Annotated in this window: 14 protein-coding genes and 2 pseudogenes; 8 read left to right on the top strand and 8 right to left on the bottom strand. The window is 71.7% G+C overall.

The window, feature by feature from the left end; all coding sequences use genetic code 11:
• Positions 1-124: 124 nt before the first annotated feature.
• A complete protein-coding gene (gene sepH, locus ACGFNH_RS12025) occupies positions 125-1,177 on the top strand; it encodes a septation protein SepH (protein ID WP_393652964.1) in 1,053 nt (350 codons plus the stop codon).
• A gap of 199 nt (positions 1,178-1,376) precedes the next feature.
• On the opposite strand, the gene ACGFNH_RS12020 is transcribed toward sepH, so the two are convergent.
• Positions 1,377-2,219, bottom strand: coding sequence for a sulfurtransferase (locus ACGFNH_RS12020; protein ID WP_393652963.1), 843 nt, complete (start codon positions 2,217-2,219; stop codon positions 1,377-1,379).
• A 309-nt stretch (positions 2,220-2,528) separates the two neighbouring features.
• Here ACGFNH_RS12020 and ACGFNH_RS12015 point away from each other — a divergent pair, with 309 nt between their 5' ends.
• Positions 2,529-3,299, top strand: a complete 771-nt coding sequence (locus ACGFNH_RS12015; RefSeq protein ID WP_393652962.1) for a VOC family protein — start codon at positions 2,529-2,531, stop codon at positions 3,297-3,299.
• Between the two features lie 285 nt (positions 3,300-3,584).
• On the opposite strand, the pseudogene ACGFNH_RS12010 reads toward ACGFNH_RS12015, so the two are convergent.
• From ACGFNH_RS12010 to ACGFNH_RS11985, 6 genes and pseudogenes are all read right to left on the bottom strand, one after another.
• A pseudogene (locus ACGFNH_RS12010) lies at positions 3,585-3,780 on the bottom strand (thymidine kinase); the annotation flags it as partial.
• Between the two features lie 381 nt (positions 3,781-4,161).
• Positions 4,162-4,482, bottom strand: a complete 321-nt coding sequence (locus tag ACGFNH_RS12005; protein WP_393652961.1) for a hypothetical protein — start codon at positions 4,480-4,482, stop codon at positions 4,162-4,164.
• Positions 4,483-5,304: 822 nt separating this feature from the next.
• The gene (locus tag ACGFNH_RS12000) at positions 5,305-6,429 is read right to left on the bottom strand and encodes a hypothetical protein (RefSeq protein ID WP_393652960.1); all 1,125 of its coding nucleotides are present in this window, start codon (positions 6,427-6,429) and stop codon (positions 5,305-5,307) included.
• Between the two features lie 79 nt (positions 6,430-6,508).
• Positions 6,509-6,907, bottom strand: coding sequence for a hypothetical protein (locus tag ACGFNH_RS11995; protein WP_393652959.1), 399 nt, complete (start codon positions 6,905-6,907; stop codon positions 6,509-6,511).
• 655 nt (positions 6,908-7,562) lie between these two features.
• Positions 7,563-7,725, bottom strand: a pseudogene (locus ACGFNH_RS11990) (thymidine kinase); the annotation flags it as partial.
• Positions 7,726-8,004: 279 nt separating this feature from the next.
• Positions 8,005-8,970, bottom strand: coding sequence for a mannose-binding protein (locus ACGFNH_RS11985; RefSeq protein ID WP_393652958.1), 966 nt, complete (start codon positions 8,968-8,970; stop codon positions 8,005-8,007).
• A 541-nt stretch (positions 8,971-9,511) separates the two neighbouring features.
• On the opposite strand from ACGFNH_RS11985, the gene ACGFNH_RS11980 reads away from it, so the two are divergent.
• From ACGFNH_RS11980 to ACGFNH_RS11965, 4 genes are all read left to right on the top strand, one after another.
• Positions 9,512-10,351 carry a type VII secretion system-associated protein gene (locus ACGFNH_RS11980; RefSeq protein WP_393653537.1) on the top strand — a complete coding sequence of 280 codons (840 nt, stop codon included), beginning with the start codon at positions 9,512-9,514 and terminating at the stop codon, positions 10,349-10,351.
• Positions 10,348-11,562, top strand: a complete 1,215-nt coding sequence (locus tag ACGFNH_RS11975) for a ricin-type beta-trefoil lectin domain protein (protein WP_393652957.1) — start codon at positions 10,348-10,350, stop codon at positions 11,560-11,562. Before ACGFNH_RS11980 ends, ACGFNH_RS11975 begins: the two co-directional genes overlap by 4 nt.
• A gap of 147 nt (positions 11,563-11,709) precedes the next feature.
• The gene (locus tag ACGFNH_RS11970) at positions 11,710-15,024 is read left to right on the top strand and encodes a right-handed parallel beta-helix repeat-containing protein (RefSeq protein ID WP_393652956.1); all 3,315 of its coding nucleotides are present in this window, start codon (positions 11,710-11,712) and stop codon (positions 15,022-15,024) included.
• Positions 15,021-16,280, top strand: a complete 1,260-nt coding sequence (locus tag ACGFNH_RS11965) for a S8 family serine peptidase (protein ID WP_393652955.1) — start codon at positions 15,021-15,023, stop codon at positions 16,278-16,280. Before ACGFNH_RS11970 ends, ACGFNH_RS11965 begins: the two co-directional genes overlap by 4 nt.
• Positions 16,281-16,740: 460 nt before the next feature.
• Here ACGFNH_RS11965 and eccCa read toward each other — a convergent pair whose 3' ends face one another.
• Positions 16,741-20,757, bottom strand: coding sequence for a type VII secretion protein EccCa (gene eccCa / locus ACGFNH_RS11960; RefSeq protein ID WP_393652954.1), 4,017 nt, complete (start codon positions 20,755-20,757; stop codon positions 16,741-16,743).
• Between the two features lie 456 nt (positions 20,758-21,213).
• Here eccCa and eccD point away from each other — a divergent pair, with 456 nt between their 5' ends.
• Both eccD and eccB read left to right on the top strand, forming a co-directional pair.
• Positions 21,214-22,614 carry a type VII secretion integral membrane protein EccD gene (eccD, locus tag ACGFNH_RS11955; RefSeq protein ID WP_393652953.1) on the top strand — a complete coding sequence of 467 codons (1,401 nt, stop codon included), beginning with the start codon at positions 21,214-21,216 and terminating at the stop codon, positions 22,612-22,614.
• Between the two features lie 45 nt (positions 22,615-22,659).
• Positions 22,660-24,288 carry a type VII secretion protein EccB gene (gene eccB, locus ACGFNH_RS11950; protein ID WP_393652952.1) on the top strand — a complete coding sequence of 543 codons (1,629 nt, stop codon included), beginning with the start codon at positions 22,660-22,662 and terminating at the stop codon, positions 24,286-24,288.
• The last annotated feature ends 56 nt before the right edge of the window (positions 24,289-24,344 follow it).

The following is a 24,344-nucleotide window of genomic DNA, read 5'->3' as shown; positions in this document are numbered from 1 at the left end:
CAAAAAAGTAACCGTGTCATAACGGCGTATCCGGGCGCATGCCCGACACGCCAGGCAACTCGGCAATGATGTGGCAGGCTGCACCCGGGCAGGCCACACTCGACTAGCGGAAGCAGCGACGCACGTGACGTCGGCAGGCACCACCCGGGAGGTCCCCATGCCCGAACTGCGTGTCGTGGCCGTCAGCAACGACGGCACACGGCTGGTGCTCAAGGCTGCGGACAGCACGGAGTACACGCTTCCGATCGACGAGCGGCTGCGTGCCGCCGTACGCAACGACCGGGCGCGGCTCGGCCAGATCGAGATCGAGGTCGAGAGCCACCTCCGGCCCCGCGACATCCAGGCGCGTATACGAGCCGGTGCCTCCGCTGAGGAGGTCGCACAGCTCGCCGGCATCCCCGTCGACCGCGTCCGGCGCTTCGAGGGACCCGTCCTCGCCGAGCGCGCCTTCATGGCCGAGCGGGCCAGGAAGACACCCGTGCGCCGGCCCGGCGAGAACACCGGGCCGCAGCTCGGCGAAGCCGTCTCCGAGCGGCTGTTGCTGCGCGGCGCCGACCGGGACACGGTCCAGTGGGACTCCTGGCGCCGGGACGACGGCACCTGGGAGGTCATGCTCGTCTACCGCGTCGCGGGCGAGCCGCACTCGGCGAGCTGGACGTACGACCCGCCGCGGCGGCTCGTACAGGCCGTCGACGACGAGGCGCGGGCCCTGATCGGCGAGACGGACGACACCCCGGAGCCGAGCTTCCCGTTCGTACCCCGGATCGCCCGGCTGCCGCGCGAGCGGTCCGGCGAGCGGCCCGCCGACCGGTCGGCTCAGGCTTCGGCGCCCGAGCCGGACGAAAGCGGTGAGAGGGACTCGCTGACGAGCCTTCTGGAGGCGGTGCCGAGCTTCCGGGGCGACATGGTCGTACCGGAGACGTCGGTGGCGCCGGAGGAGGAGCCCGGCGAGGAGCCGGAGCCCGCCGAGGAGCCGGCGGCTCCCCCGGCCGCTGCGGGCGCGGGTTCGGCGTACGCGGACGTGCTGATGCCGCGCGCGGTCGCCGGTCACCGGGACCGGCTCACCGGCACCACGGACCGTCAGGCCGAGGCGGACGGCGTCCGCCCGGGCCGCCGGGCAGCTGTCCCGAGCTGGGACGAGATCGTCTTCGGCACCCGCCGCAAGAAGCAGGATTAGCAGCAGGACCGACAGCCGACTGACGGCCCGCCACCGGCGGACCGGTGAGGAAGCCCCCGGCCTTGAAGGCCGGGGGCTTTCCCGTGTGCCCGAGACTGACCGCATTGCTGCGTCAACTCCCAGGTGCCGCGGGCGTCACTGAGTGGGGCGCGCCACCTGGGAGTTGACGGGCACCGCCTCGTACGGGTGAGGAGGCGGGTCAGCCCGGATCCGCCCCTGTGGCGACCGCGCGGTCGGGGTCGGCGGACCACTCGCTCCAGGAACCGACGTAGAGCGCCGCGGGGATGCCCGCGGTGGCCAGCGCCAGGACCTCGTGCGCGGCCGAGACGCCCGAGCCGCAGTAGACGCCCACCGGCACCTCGGGCTTGACGCCGAGCGCCGAGAACCGTTCGCGCAGCGCCTTCGCCGGCCGGAGGCGGCCGTCGTCCGTGACGTTGTCGGTCGTGGGGGCGGACAGCGCGCCCGGGATGTGCCCGGCGATCGGGTCCATAGGCTCCACCTCCCCGCGGTACCGCTCCCCCGCTCGCGCGTCCATCAGCACACCGGTGCGCGCGAGGGAGGCCGCGTCGTCGGCGGAGAGCAGGGGGAGAGCGCCGGGCCGCGGCACGAACGTGCCCTCCGCGGGTTCCGGGGCCTCGGCCGAGAGCCCACGACGCCCCTGGGCGGTCCAGGTCGCGAGGCCGCCGTCCAGGACGCGTACGTCCTCGTGCCCCGCCCATCGCAGCAGCCACCACGCCCGCGCCGCGCCCCACCCCAGCCCGCCGTCGTAGACGACGACCGGACGATCGCCCGAAACACCCGCTCTGCGCATCGCCGCGCCGAAGACCTCGAGGTCCGGGAGGGGATGGCGGCCGCGGCCCTCGCCCGCGGGACCCGCGAGGTCGGCTTCCAGGTCGATGAAGACGGCCCCGGGCAGGTGCCCCGCCTCATAGGCGGACCGCCCCAGCGGGCCTCCGAGCTGCCAGCGGACGTCGAGCAGGACCGGCGGGCGTTCCCCCGACAGGACACTCGCGAGTTCGGATGCGCTGATGATGGCATTCATGATTCCCATCCTCGCGCAGTCGTCCCCGCGCCGCGCCGTACACCCGTGAGGCTGTTGTGGCGCCCGTGACGTCACCGGGGACGGCGGGCGCGACGGTCCGCCGTATCTGTACCGCGCAGTGCGGATCCGGGGCGGGGCACATGCCAAATCGGGCATCCTCCGGCGGTAACCGGCAGATTGCGGCGCGGCCGAGGGTTGGAGCGCGCTCCGTGGTGCAAGCATCTGGACGGGCGTCCCGCAGTACACCCACGAAGTCGGCGCGCCCGTTCCCCGGCACGACCACCACGATGGTCCGAGGAGAGAGTGACGATGACCGGTGCACCGACCCGGCGCACACCGGGCACGCCCTGCTGGATGAGCCTGATGGTTCACAGCCTGGCCGCGACCCAGGAGTTCTACGGCGCCCTGTTCGGCTGGACGTTCGGCCCGGGCCCACGCCAACTCGGCCCGTACGTCCAGGCGTACCTCGACGGCCGCGTGGTCGCCGGGATCGGTGAACTGCCGCACGGGCGGCAGCTTCCCGTGGCCTGGACGACGTATCTGGCCTCCGACGACGCGGACGTCACGGCCGAACAGATCCGCGCCTGCGGCGGGACGGTGGGGGTGGGCCCCCTCGACGCCGGCAGCGCGGGCCGGATGGTCATCGCCTCGGACACCACAGGCGCGGTCTTCGGTGTCTGGCAGGGGCGCGATCACGTGGGCGGTGAACTGGCCGGTGAGCCGGGCACACCGGTCTGGAACGAACTCCTCACCCAGGAAACCGCGGTCGCGAAGTTCTACGGGGCGGTCTTCGGCCACGAGGCGGAGGCGGTGACCACCGAGAACCACGACTGCCAGACGCTGCATCTGGACGGACGGCCGGTGGCCACGATCCACGGCATGGGCAGCGCGCTGCCGCGCAACCGCGGTCCGCACTGGATGACGTACTTCGAGACGACCGACGCCGACGCGGCGGCGCAGCGGGTCACGGAACTGGGTGGGCAGGTCGTGCAGCCGCCGCGGGACAGCCCGATGGGGCGGCTCGCCACCGTGGAGGACCCGGAGGGCGCGGTGTTCTCCTTGGTGACCTCGGCGGCGTGACGCATCGCCAAGTCATCTGCGCCCCGTGGCCAGGTGGTTGAGGCCGACCGGTGCGAACGGCCCACCGGCGCACGGGAGTCCTACGGCGCTGGCTGCCGGTCCGGCACGCAGTCCGGCCGGTGGTACGGACGCCCCGGTGGTACTGACGAGCCGGTGGGCGGTCGAGCCGGTGGGCGGTCGAGCCGGTACGGGAGCCATCGGCGGTCGAACGGCAGCACAGCGGACGAGAGCGTGGTCGCCGCCCGCGCCGCGGCCGCGTTCATCCGGCGCTGGTGGTGGCGACCAGCGCTGGTGGTGGCGACGGCGCAGCGCTTCGTAACCCACCTCGCTCTCCGGACGGTTGACGTCCCCGACCACCACCTGGGCGCCTTCGACAACCATCCGGCCGCCCACCGTACGGGCGTTGTGGGTCGACCGGGGCACCCCACCAGCACAACACCTCGGCTTGCAGCACCTCGATGGGGTCGCCGAGTTCGACCAAGTGGCCGGGTGCCGTGCGCATGGGGCAGGGCCGGACGTGTTGGGGTCCAACATCTTGCCCCTGCTTTCGCGGACCCGGAGACGGCGTACGAGCTGAGTGAGGGCAGCCGCGGCCAGGGCGGGCGCGCCACCCGCTAGAGGGGCTGGTGCTGCTCAGCGCAGCCACGTCGCTTCGCCAGCGGTCATCTCTTCGGGCCTCACCCCCGCCGCTTGGATCTCCTGACGGAGCCTGGCGGCGGCCTGTACCAAGGCAACGGACCCCATGCCCTCCGGCATCCATAGCCAGCCTGCTGATCCAGCACAGCGAGTGGGTAAGGACCGTCTCAGGATCCGCGTCTCGTGTTCGGGTAGGGCGTGAGCCGAGTTCGTGGCGTACGCGGAGTCAGAACAGCCAGGCCAGGTAGGCAGATATGGCAATTCCGGCAGTGGACACGAGCGCCAGGCGCTTGGCGAACCAGGCGATCCGGGTGCCGCGTACCGCTGCGAAGAAGTCCTGATTCGACGCGCCCCTTCGCGGAAAGACGCCACTCGCCGTTACGGGTAGCGCTGCTGAACCGATCAGCAGGCCCAGGAAAGCCAAAGCGACATTGACCCAGGCAGAACCCATGCCGGCGACGACGTAGCCGTCGCTGCCCTTGCGGACCTGGATCGTGTCGCCGGGGTTGGCTTCCCGGGTGTTCACTCGGGCCTGCGGATCGCTCACGGGGCCATCACCGTCATCGGCCCCGGACGGACGGAAGGTGCCATAACAGTGGCGCATGCCTCCGCGACCGCCACTCCCGCTGTGGCAGTCGCTGACGGTCAGCTTGCCTGCAGTGCCCAGGAATCCGCTTGCGACGGCGGCCTGGGATACGGATACGCCGCAGACGCCTAGGGCTACCAGCAGACCGACGACGCCAGCGGCGCGGCCTCCGATGGTGGGCCGCGGGTAACTCGTTGTTGGCATGGACAGACCCTATGACATCGACAGACCCATGAAACAGCCCCGCTTCGGGTGCTGGCTCCATGACGTCGAGTGGGCAGGTGAGCCAGTAAGCCTGCCTGCCTTCGCAGGTCCCCTCCCGGAGAGGTGCCCGCCAGTGTGAAAATTGGAGAATGTCAGGCGGCGGTTGTCGGTGGCGCGGGCGGCTCCAGCCCTACCTGTATGACCACCCACCTGTCCCCCCGCATGACACGCGGCAGCCGGGCCAACACCCTGACACCTCCGGGAACCTCACCTCACGCGCACAGAGCCCTTCCAACGAACTGATGAGGACTCAAAGAACGTTCTAGGCCGAGCGCTGAGCTTTCGTTCAGACCCCCAAGGAGGGGAGTATGCGGTAGGCAGCGAGCGGCGGCGGAAGTGGGACGGCTTGTCAGCCGCGCATGCCACTGATCCTTGAAGATGACTCAGCCGCGAAGATCAGCGAACCAGGTGCAGTGGTGACCGCAGGCCTAAGGATCCCGGCACGGTTCGCTCAGCGCCCTCCAGATCCCGATGGGTGAACCCCTGCCAGCTACCTCCCGACCCCCTCGAACCTGCACCTCATAGAGCTTTGTTGTCGTAACCGGAGCCGACGACAGGGAAGTCCTTCACGGACGAAAAGGCAGCTACGCCTGCCTTCATCGTGGTATTGATAAGACCCAATGCCTTAGATGCCGCATCAAGGGACGAAGCAATTGTGTTCCACGTTTCCATAATGACCACGAGTTGCGCTGCCGCCAGCGCCATCAGGGCAGCCGAACCAACCAATCCCCCAACTGGAACAAAAGCCACTGCGCGCGATGCAACCCACGTAGCGCCCCAAGCGAGCAGCTGGTCGGCAAGGCCGGCCAGCATCGACTTGAGCATTTCGCCGAGCTCAAACACATAGAGCGCGGCCGCATCGTAGTTTTCTTTCAAAGACTCGAAAGCTTCTTTGACCTGAGTGATCTTCTGGGATAGTTCATCGAAATACACCCACGCCGCATCGGCGGAATTTCCATCCCAGGTGGCGCTCAGCGCTTGATTCCCCTTCTTTATATTGCGATGGAGGGAATCACAAAATCTCCCCAGGTTACCCCAGACCTGTGAGCAATCGCTGTATTCGCCCCAGGAACCAAGGATGACACCATTCACAAAGTCATAGGGATCGAATCCGATAGTCAGTTTGGAGAGTTCAACAATCCATGCCGATGGACTGCCAACATCCAGTGCCGTACCAATTGTTTTCGACACAGGATTCATGTCGTACTCGGCGACATGGCCGTCGATATACCCGTCACCGCCCCCTACCGATTTCAAGGCGGACGCAGCATCCTCCGCGTCGGTGAAATCGCCTGCCGCCTTGCCGGATTTCCCACCACCAGTCTTTTTTGACCCGGGGTAGGTGGCATCCAACTTTGCCGCCTGGTCCCGGTCGGTCTCCTTGTAGTACTCGGATGATTTCCCCAGTTCAGCGCTGCCCGATTCCAGGATTGACTGAAGCTTCTGAAGGGTCTTCTTTGCCTCGTGGAGGTGTTTATCATGGTCACCGGCAACCATGTCCCACAGCTTTCCACCTTCTGCTTCAAGCTTTGCATTCGACGTATAGTCGGCGGCGCGACCCGAGTCGTCAGCACCCCGGCCGACAAGTTTGGCGAAGCCGTCCAGGTCAGAAGTCTCGACACGGAAATTCAATCTGTCCTCCAAGTTTGCGAATTACACCCACCATCAGCCCCACTGGCAGGGAATTCTCGATCTTGCGCCAAAGGGGTTCGAAATTGATCGCCTAGTAGAGCGACCAACCGCCGGCGTGAGAACTCTTGGACGACTTCTGGCCCTGCATCTGCTGACGCTCTTCTTCGATTTCCTGTCGCTGCTTTTCAAGGACCCTCTGACCTTCGGCAGCCAGCTCCTCACGCTCTTTCTCCGAAAGCGAATCCCATTTCTCTTCCATGACAGAATGGACCTGCTCAACCAGCTGGCCAGAATACGCCGAGATATCCATCGCCTGGCGCAGACCCACACGGCCGGAGAGAACCTCTTGCGCCATCTCCTTCAGAGCGTCTCCAGCCCCGCCCGCCGCAACCGCCTCCAGCGATTTTCGCAGGAGACGCGCCGCCGCCGGATCCTTGGTGATCCCCAGGAACTCGGACTCGTCCACCTTCTTCTGTGGTTCGTCAGGCATGCCAGTCCCCCATCGACGTCACAAGCCGGGTGGCTGCCCCGGCGCCTCCGCGATCCGACTGATCGTACGAGATGGAAGGACGTCCACATCGCAGCAGGCCAAGGAAGAGCTCGCCACTTGGCATGCGCCCTTCGCAGCTCGACGAACTGCCATTCCTTGCCTGCGAGTCGCGATCCTGCCGCACCTGAACGTCGTATCGGATGCGCCCCTGCCGCTGGGGTCGGAACCTGTCGGTCGATCACCTCGGATACGAGCCTGGCCTCACCGCTTCAATTGGCTCGGCTGAGCTGGGCTGATTGCGGTGGCGTGGACAGTCACAGCACCGAAACGATCAAGGTCCTGCGGAAGCGGGGCACCCTGTTCTACCGGGTCCACTGCCTAGTTTCGAATCGGCGCGGCCCGAACAGCCCCGAAGAACCGTAGAAGAGTCCATTGACGGCCCGCCTGCGAACGGCCCATACCCGCACGGGGGTCCTACGTCACGGGCCGCCGGACCGTCGTACCGCCCGAAGGCGGTACGACGGTCCGAGCGCCGGCCGGTGGGCGGTCGAGCCGGTGCGGGAGCCATCGGCGGTCGAACGGCAGCACAGCGGACGAGAGCGTGGTCGCCGCCCGCGCCGCGGCCGCGTTCATCCGGCGCTGGTGGTGGCGACCAGCGCTGGTGGTGGCGACGGCGCAGCGCTTCGTAACCCACCTCGCTCTCCGGACGGTTGACGTCCCCGACCACCACCTGGGCGCCTTCGACAACCATCCGGCCGCCCACCGTACGGGCGTTGTGGGTCGACCGGAGCACCGCACCAGCACAACACCTCGGCCTGATCGGTCCGCGATCCGCTTCATGAGCTGGGCCAACTTCGCCCTCCGGCGGCAGGGCCTACGCATCACCTGCGGCCACCGCACGATCCTCGGGAGTTCGCACAACCTCTGAAGTTCACGCGGTGGCCGTAGCCGTTCCCAGCCGGGTGCCCTGGCAAATTCGCGCAACCGGACTGGAGTACCAGGACGCATGGGGCAGCGCGACGGGCCGGGCGACCCGTCGCGCGATCACGGCCCTCGACGTAGCGGCAGGGTCCGGCGACGGGCCACGCCGCCCGGGCTCAGGTCGACCAGACGACCTTGCCGTTGTCCACGATGGCCACCTTGCCGTCGGCCCGGAGGACCATCTGGGCGCCCTCGTGGCCGTGGCTCTTGGAGGCCCAGATGGGGCGGTCGTCGGCGTTGTGGATGACGAGGTTGCCATCCGTCTGGAAGATCGCCCGATGGTTGTCGCCGAAGGTCATGGACGCCCAGATGGCGTTGCCGTTCTCGTTGTAGACGACGAGGTTGCCGTCGGTCTGCATGGTCATGCGGATGCGGTTGGTGGTCCAGGCCTGCTTGACCTCCAGGACGCTGGGCGCGGAGACGGTCTCGGTGCTCCAGTTCCGCTTCGGGGCCGCCTTGGGCTTGGGCTTCTTCTTGGGCGGGCTGCTCGTCCTGGGCTCCTCCGCCGGCACGACGGGCTTGGGGGCCTCGCTCTTCCTCGGCTTCTCCTTGCTCGGGGACGGGCTGGACTTCTCGGCCACGTAGTCGTCGAGGGCGGCGGGGGCGGGGTCCGGGTTCAGGACGGTGTCGGAGCCGGTCAGCGCCTTGCCGTCGTCGGGGCGCTCCTTGTCCTTCGCGCCCCCGATCAGCAGCAGCGGTACGGCGATCAGAACGGCGCCCGCGATCGCGGCCCCCGCCAGGACCGGCTTGCGGGGGCGTCCGCCGTCGACGCCGGTACCGGCCTTGACGCCCGGCGGCGTCGTCCCGACAGCAGCCGCCACGCCGACGCCCTCCTCGGGCGCCTCGGTCGTGCCGGCGGCGGCCGAGGGCGGGGGCGGGGCGGTGGTGGTCTTCCCCGTCGGGGTGGTGCCGGACTCCGCCTCGGGGGCGGTTGCCGGGCTCGGCGTGTCCTCTGGGGCGGCGACCGGGCTCGACGCGTCCTCGGGCGGAGCGGAGGACGCGGGCTGGGTCCCGGCCTCCTGTACGCGGGGGGCGGCGGCAGCCGCCACGTTCGCGCCGGGGGTGTGGTGCTCGGCGGACATGCGGTTACTCCTCCTCAGGGGCAGAGCTGTCGGTGGTGGGCAGAGGCCCGCGTAGCCACCGGTCACGGACGAACGCCGGTGCGCCGGGCGGGCGTTGGGCGAGTGCTGCGTCGAGGTCAGCCGGTTCGGCGCGGTCCTGTTCGTCGGGTCGCGTGTGACCCGGCGCGGTGCCGGCCGGAGGCGGATCCGATGCCTTTCCGTGCTGCGAGATCTTCGCGTACGGCCCCGGCCCGGACCTCCGGCCGGAAGGCGTGAATTCAACGGGTTGGACGGCGTACCCACTTGTGCCGTGGTGGGGAAAGGTAACCGCTCACCCACCCCGACCGTCCGGTCGCTTTGTCCACCCGCGCCTCACTACTCCCGGAAAGTTCTGCATCCGGGCAGCAAACGGGCACGCAGGCGACCGATACGGACCTTTCACGAACCCCAACGGACAAGGCTGGTGTGGCATTCTGTTGACGTCCCCGACTGAGCAGTGTCGGCGTGTGCACATGCCGTTCGGCACCCAAGAGTTCGTACGGACCCAAGAGTTCAGGTGGAGATGCGGCCCGGAGAACGGCAAGAGGCCAGGCATGGCGCCCCGTTGGTGCTGCCCGATGTCTCCGGCCCTGTCGCCGCCCCCGAACCACCCGCCCCCGAACCACGCGCCTCCGGCACCACCGAAGCCGCCGGCACCCCCGCGATACCCGAAGCCGTGCGCGCCGCTGCCCGCCGGGCACCAGGGCACTGGATCGGAGTGGTGGACCCGGAGTGGACCGAGGAGCGGACACCGCCGGAGTGGGCGGTACTGGGGGAATGGCAGTCGGACGAGAGCGGGGGTGTGGGCGACTACCGCGCCAACCCGGCGTACCGGCCCTCGGCGCGGGTGCTCGGCTGGCCGGAGCCCACCGACCCGGTGGACGCGGCGGCGCAACGGGCCGCCACCGGCTACGGCTCGGTGGACGAGGCACTCGCGGCGCTCGCGGAGGCGGAGGTCACCGTGGTGCGCGGGCCGGACGGCGGGCCGCTCACGGCCGCCGGGCGGGACGGGGCCCCGGTGGCGCTGTTGTTCACCTCACCGGCACACGAGTTCCTGTCCGAGGCGCTTCACCATGACACGCTTCCGGCACGGGAGTTGGCCCGTTCACTGAGCGGTCCCGGCACCCTGCTGATGGTCAACGCCGGTGCCGCGGCCCCCCTGATCGTCCCGGCCGACAGCCTTCCCGCCCCCGTACGCGGGGCGGGCCACGAGGGGACGCCCGCAGCAGACGCCGCGGAGGAGGACCCCGGCGCACCCTCCGGCCCGGCGGACCGTACCGGCTCTCCGGTCGCGGGCCCCTTCGCGGACCGGACCGACAGCTCTCCTGAACCCTGGCCCCACACCACAGGGAGGACCCCGTGACGTGCCCGGCCCAGCAAACCCCGGTATCCCCGGCGGCGCGCGCGGAGTCCGGTTCCGACGGCGAGAAGTACGAGAGGACGGACGCCACCGCGACCGCCGTGGCCGCCGCACTCGCCGAACCCGAGCCCGAACCCCAGCCCGAGCCCGAACCCAAGCCCGAACCCCAGCCCGAGCCCGAACCCCAGCCCGAGCCCGAGCCCGAGCCCGCAGAGGCGACGACCGCGGCCGAGGCCGGTACGAAGGCCTCCGAGGCCGAGAAGAGGACCGCGCAGGGCAGGACCACCGTGGCCGAGCCCGAGGCCGGGACCGCCTCGGGCACCCCGTCCGAACCCGAGGCCGACCCCGGTGCCGCCGCGGCGGCCAAGAGCCGGCTGCCCGCGCTCGTACGGACCATGACCGTGACCGCGATCGACCGGCCGCAGCAGCGGACCGGGCCGGTGGGGCGGCCGGGCAAGGCCGTACTGGCCGGGGCCGCGGTCGCGGGGGCGCTGTTCGTGGCGGTGCCGTTCCTGGTGCTCGGCGGGGACGACGCCAAGGACCGCAAGGCGCCTGGGGCGGCGGGAACCGTGCTCGACGGGAGTTCTCCTGAGGCACCCGGCGACTTCGCGGTGACCCCGCCCGACACCGGTTCCTCGGGCGACGGCGAGAAGGGCTCCGGCAAGCCCGGTAAGCCGGTGCGGGAAGCCCCCGTGTCCGCCCCGGCGCAGGACAAGGGCGAGCCGGAGAAGGACGCCGGCCAGAAGGACCGGCCGAAGGAGCAAGGCGGCGGCAAGAGGTCCGGCGGCGAGAAGAACCGGCCCGCGAAGGCCGGTTCGGGCCCGGCTCTCGGTTCCCCCGTCTCCCTGTGGAGTCATCTCTCGGGCCGCTGCATCGACGTACCGGGCGGCAACTTCAGCGACGGCAGGAAGCTGTTCGTGTGGGACTGCGACAACAGCGAGGCGCAGAAGTGGCGGTTCGCCTCCGACGGAACCGTCCGCATCAAGGACAAGTGCCTGGACGTGGCCAACGCGAACTTCAACGACGGCTCCCCCATCCAGATCGCCTGGTGCAACGGCAACGCCGCCCAGAAGTTCGTCCTGAACCCCAGCCACGACCTGGTCAACACCGTCGTCGGCAAGTGCGTCGACATCAAGGACAACAACCGGGGCAACGGGGCCTGGCTGCAACTGTGGAGCTGCGCGGGCACCGACAACCAGAAGTGGAGCGTCTGACCGGACGCTCCGGACCGGGAGCACCGCTCTCGAACACCCCCGCCCGCCCGAAGGGCGCGGCATGATGGCACCGTCGGCTCGCCGGCACGCGCCCCCCGGCGAAGTGGGGCGCCGCCGAAGACGCCGCCGAAGCAAGGAGGTTGGTGCGTGTCGCGCCAGGTACTGACGGTCGGTCCCGGGGACCGGGACCGCTACCGGACGATCGGTGAGGCACTCGCGGCCGCCCGTACCGGCGCGCTCATCAGCGTCCGGCCCGGGACGTACGCGGAGAACCTGGTGATCCAGACCCGGGTCACCCTCACCGCCGCCGAGGGGCGGGGCACGGTGGAGATCCGGCCGCGCTCGGGCAGCGTGCTCGCGCTGCGCGCCGACGCCGTGATGCTCTCCGAGCTGACCCTGCGCGGCGGCGACGCCGAGCAGCCCGCCGTGGACGTGCGGCGCGGGCAGGCCGCGTTCGACGGCTGCGAGGTGGTCGGCGCAGCCTGGACCGCGATGCTCGCCGGGGGCACCGGTTCGCTCGCGCTGCGGGACTGCCGGGTGAGCAACCCGCAGGGCGCGGGCATCGTGGTCACCTCGACCACGCCCACCACCGTGGAGTCCTGCACCCTGGAGCATCTGGGCACCAGCGGCCTGGTCCTGTCCGAGCAGGGCGACGCGCGCATCCGCGGCTGTACGGTGCGCGACGCCCGCGGCAACGGCCTGCTGGCCAACGGCGAGGCCCGCGGCACCGTCGAGGACTGCGACATCTCGTCCACCGACAAGCCCTCCATCGCCCTGGAGCAGAACTGCACCACCTCGGTGGTCCGCACCGTGGTGCACGACACCAGCACCGGCGTGCACCTGAGCAGCGAGGGCCGTACGACGCTGGAGGACGTCCGGGTCACCGGGGCCTCCGGGAACGGGATCGCGCTGGCCGCGGGTACCGACCCGGTCCTGCGCCGCTGCCGCGTCTCGCGCACCCGCGGCCATGGCGTGCTGGTCACCGACCGCGCCCGCGGCACCTTCGAGGACTGCTGGGTGGACGGCGCACAGGGCGCGGCGCTGCGGGTCGCCGGGGCCGCTTCCCCGGCGCTGATCGGCCTGACGGTCCGCGACTGCGGCGAGACCGCGCTGCTCCTGGAGGAGGACTCGGCACCGGAGTTGGACCGCCTGGAGGTGATCGGCGGCTCGCCCGCGGTCGCGGTGCGCGGCGGCGCCAACCCGCTGCTGCGCCGGGCCCGACTGGTCGAGCCCTCCGGCGACGGCATCGCGGCCACCCAGGACGCCCGCGGGCGCGCGGAGGACTGCGAGATCGTACGGCCGAAGGGCGCGGGTGTGCGCGTGGCCTCCGGCAGCACCCTCTACCTGGCCGGCGGCGGGGTCTCCGACACGGCCACCAGCGGCCTGGTCGTGGAGGACGGCGGCAACGTCACCGTCCGCGACTTCCGTATCGAGATATCCGGCGAGGAGGGCGTGGTGGTCGCCGCGGGCGGCGAGTTGACCGCCAACCGCACCGCGGTGCACGCCCCCCAGGGCCACGGCTTTCTGCTCCGCGAGGACGCGCTCGCCTCGCTCAGCGGCTGTGAGGTCACCGGAGGCGCCCAGGACGGCTTCCGGGTGGAGTCCACCGCGCCGGTCTCGCTGCTGAACTGCCTGGCCCGGGAGAACGAGGGCGGCGGCCTGGTGCAGACCGTGCCCGGCGAACGGCTCGCCGTGGAAGGCCTGAACAGCACCGGCAACGGCAAGCGGGACGCCTGGGGCACCGGCAGTGCCGAGAACACGGACCCGGCCGGCTCCGGCGCCGCGGACGCGCCTCCGCCGGACCGCGCCGACGGCCCGCTCGGCGCCCTCAACGAGCTGATCGGCCTGGAGAACGTCAAGCAGCAGGTGCGAACCCTGGTCAACCTGACCCAGCTCGCCCAGCGCCGTGAACAGCTCGGCATGCCCGCCCCGCCGATGAGCCGCCACCTGGTCTTCGCAGGCCCGCCCGGCACCGGCAAGACCACCGTCGCCCGCCTCTACGGGGCGATCCTGGCCGAACTCGGCTCGCTGCGCAGCGGGCACCTGGTCGAGGTCTCCCGCGCCGACCTGGTCGCGCAGATCGTCGGCGGCACCGCGATCAAGACCACCGAGACCTTCCAACGGGCGCTCGGCGGCGTGCTGTTCATCGACGAGGCCTACACGCTCACCGCGGACAGCGGCAACGGCGGTGCCGACTTCGGCCGCGAATCGGTGGACACCCTGCTGAAACTGATGGAGGACCACCGCGACGACGTGGTGGTGGTCGCGGCGGGCTACTCGGGCGAGATGGATTCCTTCCTGGGCTCCAACCCGGGTCTGGCCTCCCGCTTCTCGCGGACCATCGAGTTCGAGAACTACTCGGTGCCCGAACTGGTGGCCATCATGGAGAACATGTGCGCCCAGCACCAGTACGAGCTGGGCGAGGGCACCGCGGCGGCGCTGGCTACGCACTTCGAGGCGATGCCGCGGGACGCCGGCTTCGGCAACGGCCGTGCCGCGCGCGGGGTGTTCGAGGAGATGGTGGACCGGCAGGCGGTCCGCCTCGCCACCCAGCAGCAGGTCGGCGAGCACGACCTGCAGCTGCTGCTGCCGGAGGACGTCTCCGCGACCGCCGCATCCAAGGCCGCCGAGACCGCCGCCCCGGAGAACGACCCGCTGACCCGCCTCGGCGACATGATCGGCCTGGCCGAGGTGAAGCGCGACGTCACGGACCTGGTCAACCTCATCACCACCGCCCGCCACCGTGCCGCCGCCGGACTGCCGGTGCCCTCGCTCAGCCACCACCTGGTCTTCACCGGCCCGCCCGGCACCGGCAAGACCACGATCGCCCGCCTCTACGGGGAGATCCTGACCCAGCTCGGCATCCTTCAGCGAGGACAGCTGATCGAGGCGGCCCGCGCCGACCTGGTCGGTCGTTACATCGGCCACACCGCCCAGTTGACCCGGGAAGTCTTCGAACGGGCCCGCGGCGGCGTGCTGTTCATCGACGAGGCCTACACCCTCACCCCGCGCGGCGGCGGCGCCGACTTCGGCCAGGAGGCGGTGGACACCCTGCTGAAACTGATGGAGGACCACCGCGACGAAGTGGTCGTCATCGTCGCCGGTTACACCGACGAGATGGACCGCTTCCTCGCCTCCAACCCGGGGCTGTCCTCCCGCTTCCCGCGCCGGGTCGCCTTCGCCGACTACACCTCCGAGGAACTGGTCACCATCGTGCGCACCCAGGCCACCAGCATGGGCTACGAGTGCGGACCCGGCACCGGCCCGCTGCTCAGGAAGTACTTCGACTCGCTGCCCCGGGACCGCTCGTTCGGCAACGCCCGCCTGGCCCGCCAGGTGGTCGAGTCGATGGTCACCCGCCAGGCGGGGAGGCTCAGTTCGCTGGCCGCTCCCACCCTGGACGACCTGCGCGTCCTCCTCCCCGAGGACGTCGCGGCCGCGGCCCCGAAGGCGGCCCGGTGAGGCCGCGCGCCGGCGGGGTCGCCCGCCTGCTGTCCGGCACCGGCCTCGCCGCCGCCCTGCTGCTGCCCGCGGCCGCTCCGGTCCAGGCTGCGCCCTTCCCGGGCATGCCCACGGCCTATGGGCGGGCGGACGGGAAGAAGGGCCAGGGCCTGCCCGGCATGCCCTCCGCGCTCGATCCGGAGGCCGAGCAGGCGGCCTGCACCCCCGCCTCGCGCGAGAAGGCGAAGAAGCAGGACTGGTCGCGCCAACGCCTCGACCTGGACCGGCTCCACCGGCACAGCACCGGCGCGGGCGTGACCGTCGCCCTGATCGACACCGGGGTGGCCCCCCGCGCCGCCGGGCTCAGGGGCCGGATCACCGCCCAGGGCGCAGCCGGTGACGACTGCGTCGGGCACGGCACCTTCCTGGCCGGGCTGATCGCCGGGACCGGCGGGGACGGCTCGCGCCTCGCCGGGGTCGCCCCGGGCGCGAAAGTCCTGGCCCTGCGCGGCACCGACCAGCGCGGCAAGGCCGGCGCCGACCTCGTCGCGCGGGCAGTGCGCGAGGCGACCGCCGCCCGGGCCGGGGTGATCGCGGTGACGGCGGCCCTGCCCCGCCGCGACCCGGCGCTGACCCGCGCGGTCGCCGAGGCCCGACGCGCGGGCGCGGTGGTGGTCGCCGCCGCCGCACCCGATCCGCCGGCCAGGGCCGGCACCGACGAGATCCCGTCCCGTACCTACTGGCCCGCCGGCGAACCCGGCGTCCTCTCGGTCGCCGACATGCTCCCCAGCGGTGCCCGCCCGGACGGCTCCCTGCCCGCCGACGGCATCGACCTGGCCGCCCCTGGCGCCGGAGTTGTCTCCGGCGGCCCGCGCGGCGACGGCCACTACCTCGGCGGCGGCGCCTCGGTGGCCACCGCATACGCCGCCGGAGCCGCCGCGGTGGTCCGCGCCGCCCGCACCGACGCCTCTCCCGCCGCCGTCACCCGCCGCTTGACGGCCACCGCCTACCCCGCCGACATCCCACAGCTCGATCCCTACGCCGCCGTCACCACCGTCCTCGGCGACTCCGGTTCGCGCGTCGACACCGACCGCGCCGCCGGTCCCGTGACCCTCCGCGACACCTCCGCCGCCGACCGCGCCGCGGACCGCGCCACCTTCTTCGTCCTCCTCGGCACCGCCGTCGTCCTCACCATCCTCTGGGCCGCGTTCGCACTTCCCCGGGCCCGCGCCCGGGGTTGGCGTCCGGCGAAAGCGGGCGGTGCGGGAAAGGAATGAACGGCGCGGTGAAGGAATGAGCCGAGGGCCGAGGACGCCTGGACAGCGTCTTGGGATCGGCTCGGATCAGCCCCCGGCGTCTGGTGCTGGGGGAGACACCTCCCAGCGGTAGCTGGGGTGGGGGCTCCCAGCGCCAACTGGGGTGGGGGCACCTCCCAGCAGTAGTCGCAAGGCGGAGGAGCGTCCTCGTAGTTGGCCTACGCGCATGCCCCGACAACGCAGCTGGGGGCACCTCCCGGGCGAAGCTCCCGGGCAGCCGTGCCAGGCGTCGCGGGCCCGAGCTGGCCGGAAGGGCATGGCCCGATGTTCCGGTCCACGCCGTACGGCTGCGGGGCCTGCGGGCCCACGGGGTGGTGCTCCTGGGCAGCCGGCTGATCCGAAAGACAGGGAACAGCGGGGGCCACCCCAGGTGTCCCCCGCTGTCCCCTACGTCTCCGTACTCTTCGTCCTCGCCGTTCTCTCAGCTCCCCTGTCCCGGGCTCTCCTCCACCAGTGCCGTCTGCATCAACCGCTCCCGGCGGCGGGCGATGTGGAGGGCTCGGCCGGGCGGGAGGTTGCGGGGTTTGGCGTTGCCGAAGAGGCGACCCTCAGTGGGCGGGCAGGAGAGGAGGACGGCGGGGTTGTTGGCCTCGTCGAGGCGACGGAGGAGGGCGTCGCTGAGGCCGCGGCCGGCTCCCATTGCGCTACGGGCGACGACCAGATGGAGGCCCATCTCGAAGCCGAGGCTCAGGTGCTCGAAGAGGGGCTCGAAGGGGCTCTGGAAGGAGTTGCCGGAGACCATGTCGTAGTCGTCGACCAGGATGAACAGCCGCGGGCCGGTCCACCAGTCGCACTGGCGCATCCGGCCGGGGGCGATGTCGGCACCGGGGATACGGGTCTTCATCGCGCGGGCCGCGCCGTCGACGGTCTCCTTGAGGTTGTCCAGGGAGATCGCGTGCCCGATGCGGTACTCCTCGGGGACGGTGTCCACCAGGGTCCGGCGGTAGTCCACCACGATGATCTTCGCCTCGTTGGGGGCGTACCGGGCGGTGATGCCCTCGGTGACGCGGCGCAGCAGATTGGTCTTGCCGCTCTCGGTGTCGCCGACCACGATCAGGTGGGGGGTGCGGCTGAAATCGTGCCAGACCGGTTCCAGGGCGTCCTGGTCGATGCCGAGCGGGAGCCGCATTCCGCCGCCCTCGGTGGGCTCGGGCGCGGGGAGTTCGGCCAGCGGGAGCCGGTGCGGCAGCATCCGGACCTGCGGGGCGGGTGCGCCGGACCAGTGTCGGGACACCTCGGTGACCAGGTGGGAGACGCCGTCGCCGAGGTCGTCGAGCGAGCCGCTGCCGTCGAGTCGGGGCAGGCCGGCGAGGAAGTGCATCTTGGTGTCGGCGGTGATGCCGCGGCCGCCGCTGCGCGGCACCGAGCGGGCCTTGCGGGTGTCGATCTCGGAGTCCATCGGGTCGCCCATCCGCAGTTCGAGGCGGGTGGCGGCCTGGTCGCGGACCTGGGCCGAGAGCTCCACCCAGCGGGTGGTGGTGATGAGCAGATGGATGCCGTAATTGAGGCCGCGGGCGGCGAGTTCATTGAACTTCGGGATCAGGTCGTCGTAGTCCTGGCGGACCGTGGACCATCCGTCGACCACCATGAACACGTCGCCGAAGGGCTCGTCGGGGAACTCTCCGGCAGCCCGGCGGCGGCGGTAGGACTGCATGGAGTCGAGGGTGTGGTCCACGAAGAACTGCTCGCGGCGGGCGAGCAGCGTCATCACCTCGGCGACGGCACGGTGCACCCGCTCCGGGTTGAGCCGCGCCGCGACGCCGCCGACGTGCGGAAGCGCGGCGAACTGCGAGAGGCCGCCGCCGCCGAAGTCGAGGCAGTAGAACTGGATCTCGGTGGGGGTGTGGGTGAGGGCGAGGGCGCCGATCAGGGTGCGGGCGAGGGTGGACTTGCCGCTCTGTGAACCGCCCGCGATGGCGATGTGGCCGCCGGCCCCGGAGAGGTCCACGACCAGCGGGTCCCGTCGCTGCTCGAAGGGCTTGTCCACCAGGCCGACCGGGACCCGCAGCCTGCCGGTGCCGGGCCAGCCGGCGGCGGTGAGGCCGCGCTCGGGGTCGGGGGCGATGCCGGGCAACAGGGCGTCCAGCGGGGAGGGCTCGTCCAGCGGCGGCAGCCACACCTGGTGGGCGGCGGGGCCGGAGTCGCGCAGCCGGTCGAGGGCCACGTCGAGCAAGGCCTCCTCGTCACCGGTCTCCTCGGTCTCCGGCTCCGGTTCGGGCGGCGCCTCCAGGGTGCGCGGCACCACCCAGCCGCTGATCCACGGCACCACCTGGCTGGCCACCCGGGCCTGGACCACCGCGCCGGTGCGGCGTCGGTAGGTGCCGGAGGAGTAGGCGGCGCGGAACCGGGTCAGGGATTCCACGCCGGACTTCAGGTAGCCGCTGCCGGGCTGGGCCGGCAGCTCGTAGGCGTCCGGCACGCCGAGCACGCCGCGGCTCTCCATGGCGGAGAAGGTGCGCAGGCCGATGCGGTACGAGAGGTGGCTCTCCAACTGGTGCATGCGGCCCTCGTCCAGGCGCTGCGAGGCGAGCAGCAGGTGCACCCCGAGGGAGCGGCCGAGGCGGCCGATCATCACGAACAGGTCCATGAACTCCCGGTGGGCGGAGAGGAGTTCGCTGAACTCGTCGACCACTACGAACAAGCTGGGCAGCGGGGTGAGTTCGGCCCCCGCGACGCGGGCCCGCTCGTACTCCAGGGCGGAGGTGTAGTTGCCGGCGGAGCGCAACAGCTCCTGGCGGCGCATGAGTTCGCCGTGCAGGGCGTCCTGCATGCGTTCCACCAGGGCGACTTCGTCGGCGAGGTTGGTGATGACGGCGGATGTGTGCGGGAGTTCCTCCAGGCCGAGGAAAGTGGCGCCGCCCTTGAAGTCGACCAGGACGAAGTTGAGGGTCTCCGAGGAGTTGGTCAAGGCAAGGCCGAGGACGAGGGTGCGCAGGAGTTCGCTCTTGCCGGAGCCGGTGGCGCCGATGAGCATGCCGTGCGGGCCCATGCCTCCTTGCGCGGACTCCTTGATGTCGAGTTCCACCGGGCGGCCGTCCACGCCGACCGCGACCGGCACCCGCAGCCGGGCGGAGCCGGTGTGCCGGTCGAAGAGGGTCTGCGGATCGTGCCGATGCAGGTCGGGAATGCCGAGCAGGGTGGTCAGCTCGACATCGGAATCCATCGGCTGCGCGATGTCGGTGCCCAGGCTGATGCGGCGCGCGGTGAGCATCCGGGCCAATGATTCCGCGCCGAGCGGGCCGAGCCGGTCCGGGCGGCCGAGCGGGACGGAACGCTCCTTGCGGCTGCGGTCGGTGCGCACCAGGCTCACCCGGTCCGGCCCGACGGTCAGTCGCAACGTGTTGCGGCCGGGCCGCCAGCGCAGCGCCCCTGAGATGTCGAGGACCACGGCGTTGCGGTAGCCGTGCCCCTCCCAGCGGTGGTCCTCGGGGACGGTGACGCCGTCCAGGACGACGACCGTGTAGGGCTCGTCGCGGCCGGGGCGGGCGTCCGGGTCGAAGCCGGGGCGCTCGGCGAACTCGGCGCCGAGCAGGTCGTCCAGCTCGGTGAGATCGGCGGTGATCCGGCGGACCTGGCCGGCGCCGTCCTCCTCGTGCGGATGCAGCGCGTGCGGCAGCCACTTGACCCACTCCCAGTCGGGCCGCCGCTCGTCACTGACGCAGATCGCGAGACACAGCTCCTCGGGCGCGTGGAATACGGCCAGTTGGCCGACCGCGGCGCGCACCAGGGCACGTACGGCGTCGGCGCTGGCCTCCGCCCGGGCTCCGCCGCTCTCCCCGTACGGCGGGACGCCCGGCTCGGCAGGCTCCTCGCCGGGAGTCTCCTCGGGGCGCAGCAGGATCCGGGCCGAGGAGCGCAGGTAGAGGCCGAGGGGCTGTTCGGGGATGGTGGAGTAGGCGCGGATGAAGCGACGCAGGGCGTGCGCGCAGAGCGGTTCGAGGTCCTCGACCGGGCGGGTGGAGACCGGGTTCAGAGCGAGCGCGAGCTGCTGTTCGCCGACCGCGAGCCGGACCTCGCCGAAGTCCTCGTCGGCCGGGCGGCGTTCCCACAATCGCGAGGTGCGGGCCAGCGCGCGGAGCGAGGCGGGCTCGGGGTGGCGCCAGGCGAGCGCCCGCTGCTGCTCCACGATGGTGGCACGCACCCGCTTGCGGGTCTGCGCCAGGTAGCGGAGGTAGTCGCGGCGTTCGCCCTTCAGGCGGTGTTTGCGCTCGCTGGAGCGGCGCATCAGCTGCCCCAGCAGCATGGCGCCGGCGGAGAGCGCCATGACGCCCATCGCCAGATACATGAAGACGCCGTTCCCGCCGCCGGGGCGCAGGAACATCAGCATCATCGACACCGACATCAGCGCCATCGGCAGATAGGTCCATATCGCCGAGGTGTCCGGCACCGTCTCGGCCAGGACCGGTGGCTCCTGGAGGGTCAATTGCCCCTCGGGCATCTCCGGTCCGCGCCTGCGGGCCGGCCGGCGAAACAGCACCACACTCAAGGAACAGAACCTCCGGGTTCACTGGGCTTTCCGGCCCGCACCGAATGCCGGTACACCCGGCATGGGAAAGTGCCGCACCGACTGATTCCTGCGGTTCCCGGGCGATGGTGAAATCCGGGCGAATGTTCCGGTCGGGAACCGCGGGGGCGGACAACTACCGTACCGGCTCGACTCCGTACCGGGCGGAAGTCCGGTCCGCAGCACAATCCGGCGGGCGTCGGCAGTAGTCTGCATTCACGGAACGCGACCTGTCCACGCCGGAAAGGCGGTTGCCGGGCGCCCGAACCCAAATTCCCTGCCCTGCCCCCCCGTTCCCGGCCGCGTGAGCCTTCCGTACTCTTCGCACGTTCCCCCTTTCCCGGTGGGTGTCCCCTGCCAAAGCCCCTACGGAAGTCGAGAGTTCAGCTGATGACCGACAGTGCGGTGGCCGAACTGTGCCGCCTGACCGTACGCGCGCCGAGCGTCTCCGTCGATCTGGCCGTGCCCGCCGACGTGCCGGTCGCCGACCTGTTGCCCACGCTGCTGCGCTATGTCGGCGAGGAGGCCGAGGAGGCCGGACTCGACCACGCCGGCTGGGTGCTCCAGCGGCTCGGCGACGTCCCGCTCGACGAGGAGACCACTCTGGCCCGCGCCGGGCTCGACGACGGCGCCGTGCTCTATCTGCGCCCGCACACCGAGGCGCTGCCCGAGGCCCGGCTCGACGACCTGGTGGACGGGATAGCCGACACCGCAGGACGCAGGCTGCACAACTGGCACGCCGGCGCGGCCCGCGGCCTGCTGGTGGGCACCGCGGTGGCGACCGTGGCGGCCGCCCTGATGCTGGTGTTCTGGCCGGGGGTGACCGCCTCCTCGAGGGCGGCCTGCGCGGGTGTGACCGGGCTGCTGCTGCTCGCGGGCGCGGGCTCGGCCAGCCGCGCGGTCGGCGACCGGCTGTCCGCGACCGCCCTCGGTCTGCTGGTCGCGCCGTGCCTGGCGCTGGCCGGCTGGGTCCTGCCCGGCGGCGACGTGACCGGCCCGGACGCGGCGCGGGTCGTGGGTGCGCGGCTGCTCGCGGCGGGGGCGGCGGGCGCGGGGGGCGCGGTCCTCGCGCTCGCCGCCACCGCGGTCGGCGCTCCGGCACTCCTGGCCACCGCGGTGGTCGCGGTGGCCACCGCGGTCGCCGGGGCCCTGATGGGATACACCGGCCTGGACGTGCCGGCCGCCGTGGCGCTGGTGGTGGCGGTGATCGCCCTCAGCGCCGGGGCGGTGGCGCCGTTCGCCTTCAAGCTGGCCGGGATGCGGATGCCCTCGCTGCCGTCCTCCGCAAGCCAGCTCCAGGAGGGCATCGAGCCCTATGCGGGCGGGGAGGTCGCCGAGCGCACCGAGTTGGCCGGGCGCTGGGTCACCGCGCTCTTCGCCGCCACCGGCACCGTCGCCGCGGCCTCCCTCGTCGTCCTCGCCGAACGCCCGAACCTGCCCGAGGTGCTGACCTCCCTCACGCTGAGCCTGCTGCTGCTCCTGCACTGCCGGGGCCTGGGGCACATCGGGCAGCGGCTGACGCTGGCGGTGCCCGGGATCGGGGGGCTGCTGCTGCTCGCCCGCGCCTGGGCGGTGGACAGCGGCGCCGACGGGCGCACGGTGGTCTTCGCGGTGCTGCTCGCCGCCGCGGCCGGACTCGTGATCGCCGCCTGGACGGTGCCCGGCCGCCGGGTGCTGCCGTACTGGGGCCGCGCGGCGGAGCTGGCGCACACCCTCTTCGCGGTCGCGCTGCTGCCGCTCAGCCTGTGGGTGGCGGGCCTCTTCGGCTGGCTGCGCGGCCTGTTCGGCTGAGCAACCCCGTACACCGGGTCATCGAGAACGAGTTGAGGAGAGGCTGTGCAGTCCAAACGCGACCAGGTGCATGCCCACACTTTCATGATGGGCAGGCTCAGCTCGGGCCTGCTGACGGCCGACCCGGACGCCCCGGAGAGCCCGCTCGGGCGCACCACCCGCGGCGTGATCTTCGGCGTGCTGGTCACCGTCCTGATCGGCGCGGGCACCACCGTCTACGGGCTGCTGCGCCCTGGCGGGAACGACGGCTGGCGCAACAGTGCGCACCTGGTGGTCAACCGCGACACCGGCGCGCGCTACCTGTGGACCGGCGCCGACGGCGTGCTGCACCCGGTACGCAACTACGCCTCGGCGCGGCTGATCGGCGGCTCCGACCTGGCGACCGAGGACGTGGGCACCGCCTCGCTGCGGGACATCCCGGTGGGTGCCCCCGTCGGCATCCCCGGCGCCCCGGACTCCGTGCCCGAGCCCGGCCAACTCGACGACGGCGCCTGGCACATGTGCGTCACCGGGCGGGGCGGGGCGCTGCCCAGCACCTCCGGTGTCACGGCGAGCACCGGCGTGAACAAGCCGGGCGCCACCACCGTGGTCGCCGGGGCCCCGGTGGACGCCCGCGGGATCGAGGGAGACCGCGGAGTGCTGGTGCGCGGCCCGGACGACACGGAGTACCTGGTGTGGCGGGGCAGCAGGCTGCCCCTGGACCGCGCCTCCGACGCCCGCAACGCCCTCGGCTACGGCTCCGAGCGGGCGATGCCGGTCTCCGCGGCTTTCCTGGACGCGCTGGCGCCCGGCCCCGAGCTGAGCCCGCCGGCGGTGCCGGGGCGTGGTGAGGAGGGCCCCCGACTCGGCGGCGAGACCAGCCGGATCGGCCAGCTGTTCAAGGTCACCGTGCCCGGCGGCGGCAGCAAGTACCACCTGCTGCGCAGTGACGGCCTCGTGCCGCTGACCCGGCTCGGCGCCGCCCTGGTGCTGGGCGACCCGGCCACCCAGAAGGACGCCTACCAGGGGCAGTCGCCCGAGGCGCGCACGGTCGGCGCGGACGCGCTGCGCGAACACCGGGCGGAGGACGCGGGCCCGGCCCGGTCCGCGGAGCTTCCCGACGCGCCGCCGATCCCGCAGGCCGCGCCGCGCGGCACCGCGCTCTGCGCGAAGGTGGACAGCGGGGACGGCGGCGCCCGGATCAGCTCGGTGCTGGCCCCATTGCCCCGGCTCGCCCCGGTCGCGGTGCCGGAAGGTACCTCCAAGCCACTGGAGCCGGCTTGCGCCCCGCCGGACGCCGCGGTGGTACGACCCGGGCACGGCGCCCTGGTCCGGGCCCTGCACGCGAGCGGCGCCGCGCACGCGGGGACCACCTATCTGGTGGCGGAGAACGGCGTGAAGTACCGGGTCTCCTCCAAGAACGCGCTCGCTGCGCTCGGATACGAGGCCGGGGACATCGGCTCGGTCCCGGCGCCGTTGCTCGCGGCCTTCCCGACGGGCGCGAACCTGGACCCGGCCGCCGCCTCGGGCTCCGCGAAAGCCGAGGTCACGGCTCCGGAGTGCGGTGCCTCCGAGCGAACGGAGAAGCGCGGCACCACCGAGCGAACGGAGAAGCGGGGGCCGGACGGCGACGCCGACAAGACCGACACCGGGCGCACCGCCCAGGCCATCGGCAGAGCCGGCACCGCACGCTGAGCACGCTGAGCGGGACAAGGAATACGCAAGCACCGAGCAAAAGGAGTAGGGCGAGG

This window comes from Streptomyces sp. NPDC048639 (assembly GCF_043199075.1).
Taxonomy (GTDB): domain Bacteria; phylum Actinomycetota; class Actinomycetes; order Streptomycetales; family Streptomycetaceae; genus Streptomyces.
Note: the sequence above shows the minus strand (reverse complement) of the source record. Positions and strands in the feature narration are given on the sequence as shown.

Coding starts and splice junctions, on each gene's coding strand:
- ACGFNH_RS12020 (WP_393652963.1), bottom strand. CDS start 2,219: ATGAATGCCATCATCAGCGCATCCGAACTCGCGAGTGTCCTGTCGGGG.
- ACGFNH_RS11995 (WP_393652959.1), bottom strand. CDS start 6,907: ATGCCTGACGAACCACAGAAGAAGGTGGACGAGTCCGAGTTCCTGGGG.
- ACGFNH_RS11985 (WP_393652958.1), bottom strand. CDS start 8,970: ATGTCCGCCGAGCACCACACCCCCGGCGCGAACGTGGCGGCTGCCGCC.
- ACGFNH_RS11980 (WP_393653537.1), top strand. CDS start 9,512: ATGCGGCCCGGAGAACGGCAAGAGGCCAGGCATGGCGCCCCGTTGGTG.
- eccCa (WP_393652954.1), bottom strand. CDS start 20,757: ATGCCCGAGGGGCAATTGACCCTCCAGGAGCCACCGGTCCTGGCCGAG.
- eccD (WP_393652953.1), top strand. CDS start 21,214: ATGACCGACAGTGCGGTGGCCGAACTGTGCCGCCTGACCGTACGCGCG.
- ACGFNH_RS12015 (WP_393652962.1), top strand. CDS start 2,529: ATGACCGGTGCACCGACCCGGCGCACACCGGGCACGCCCTGCTGGATG.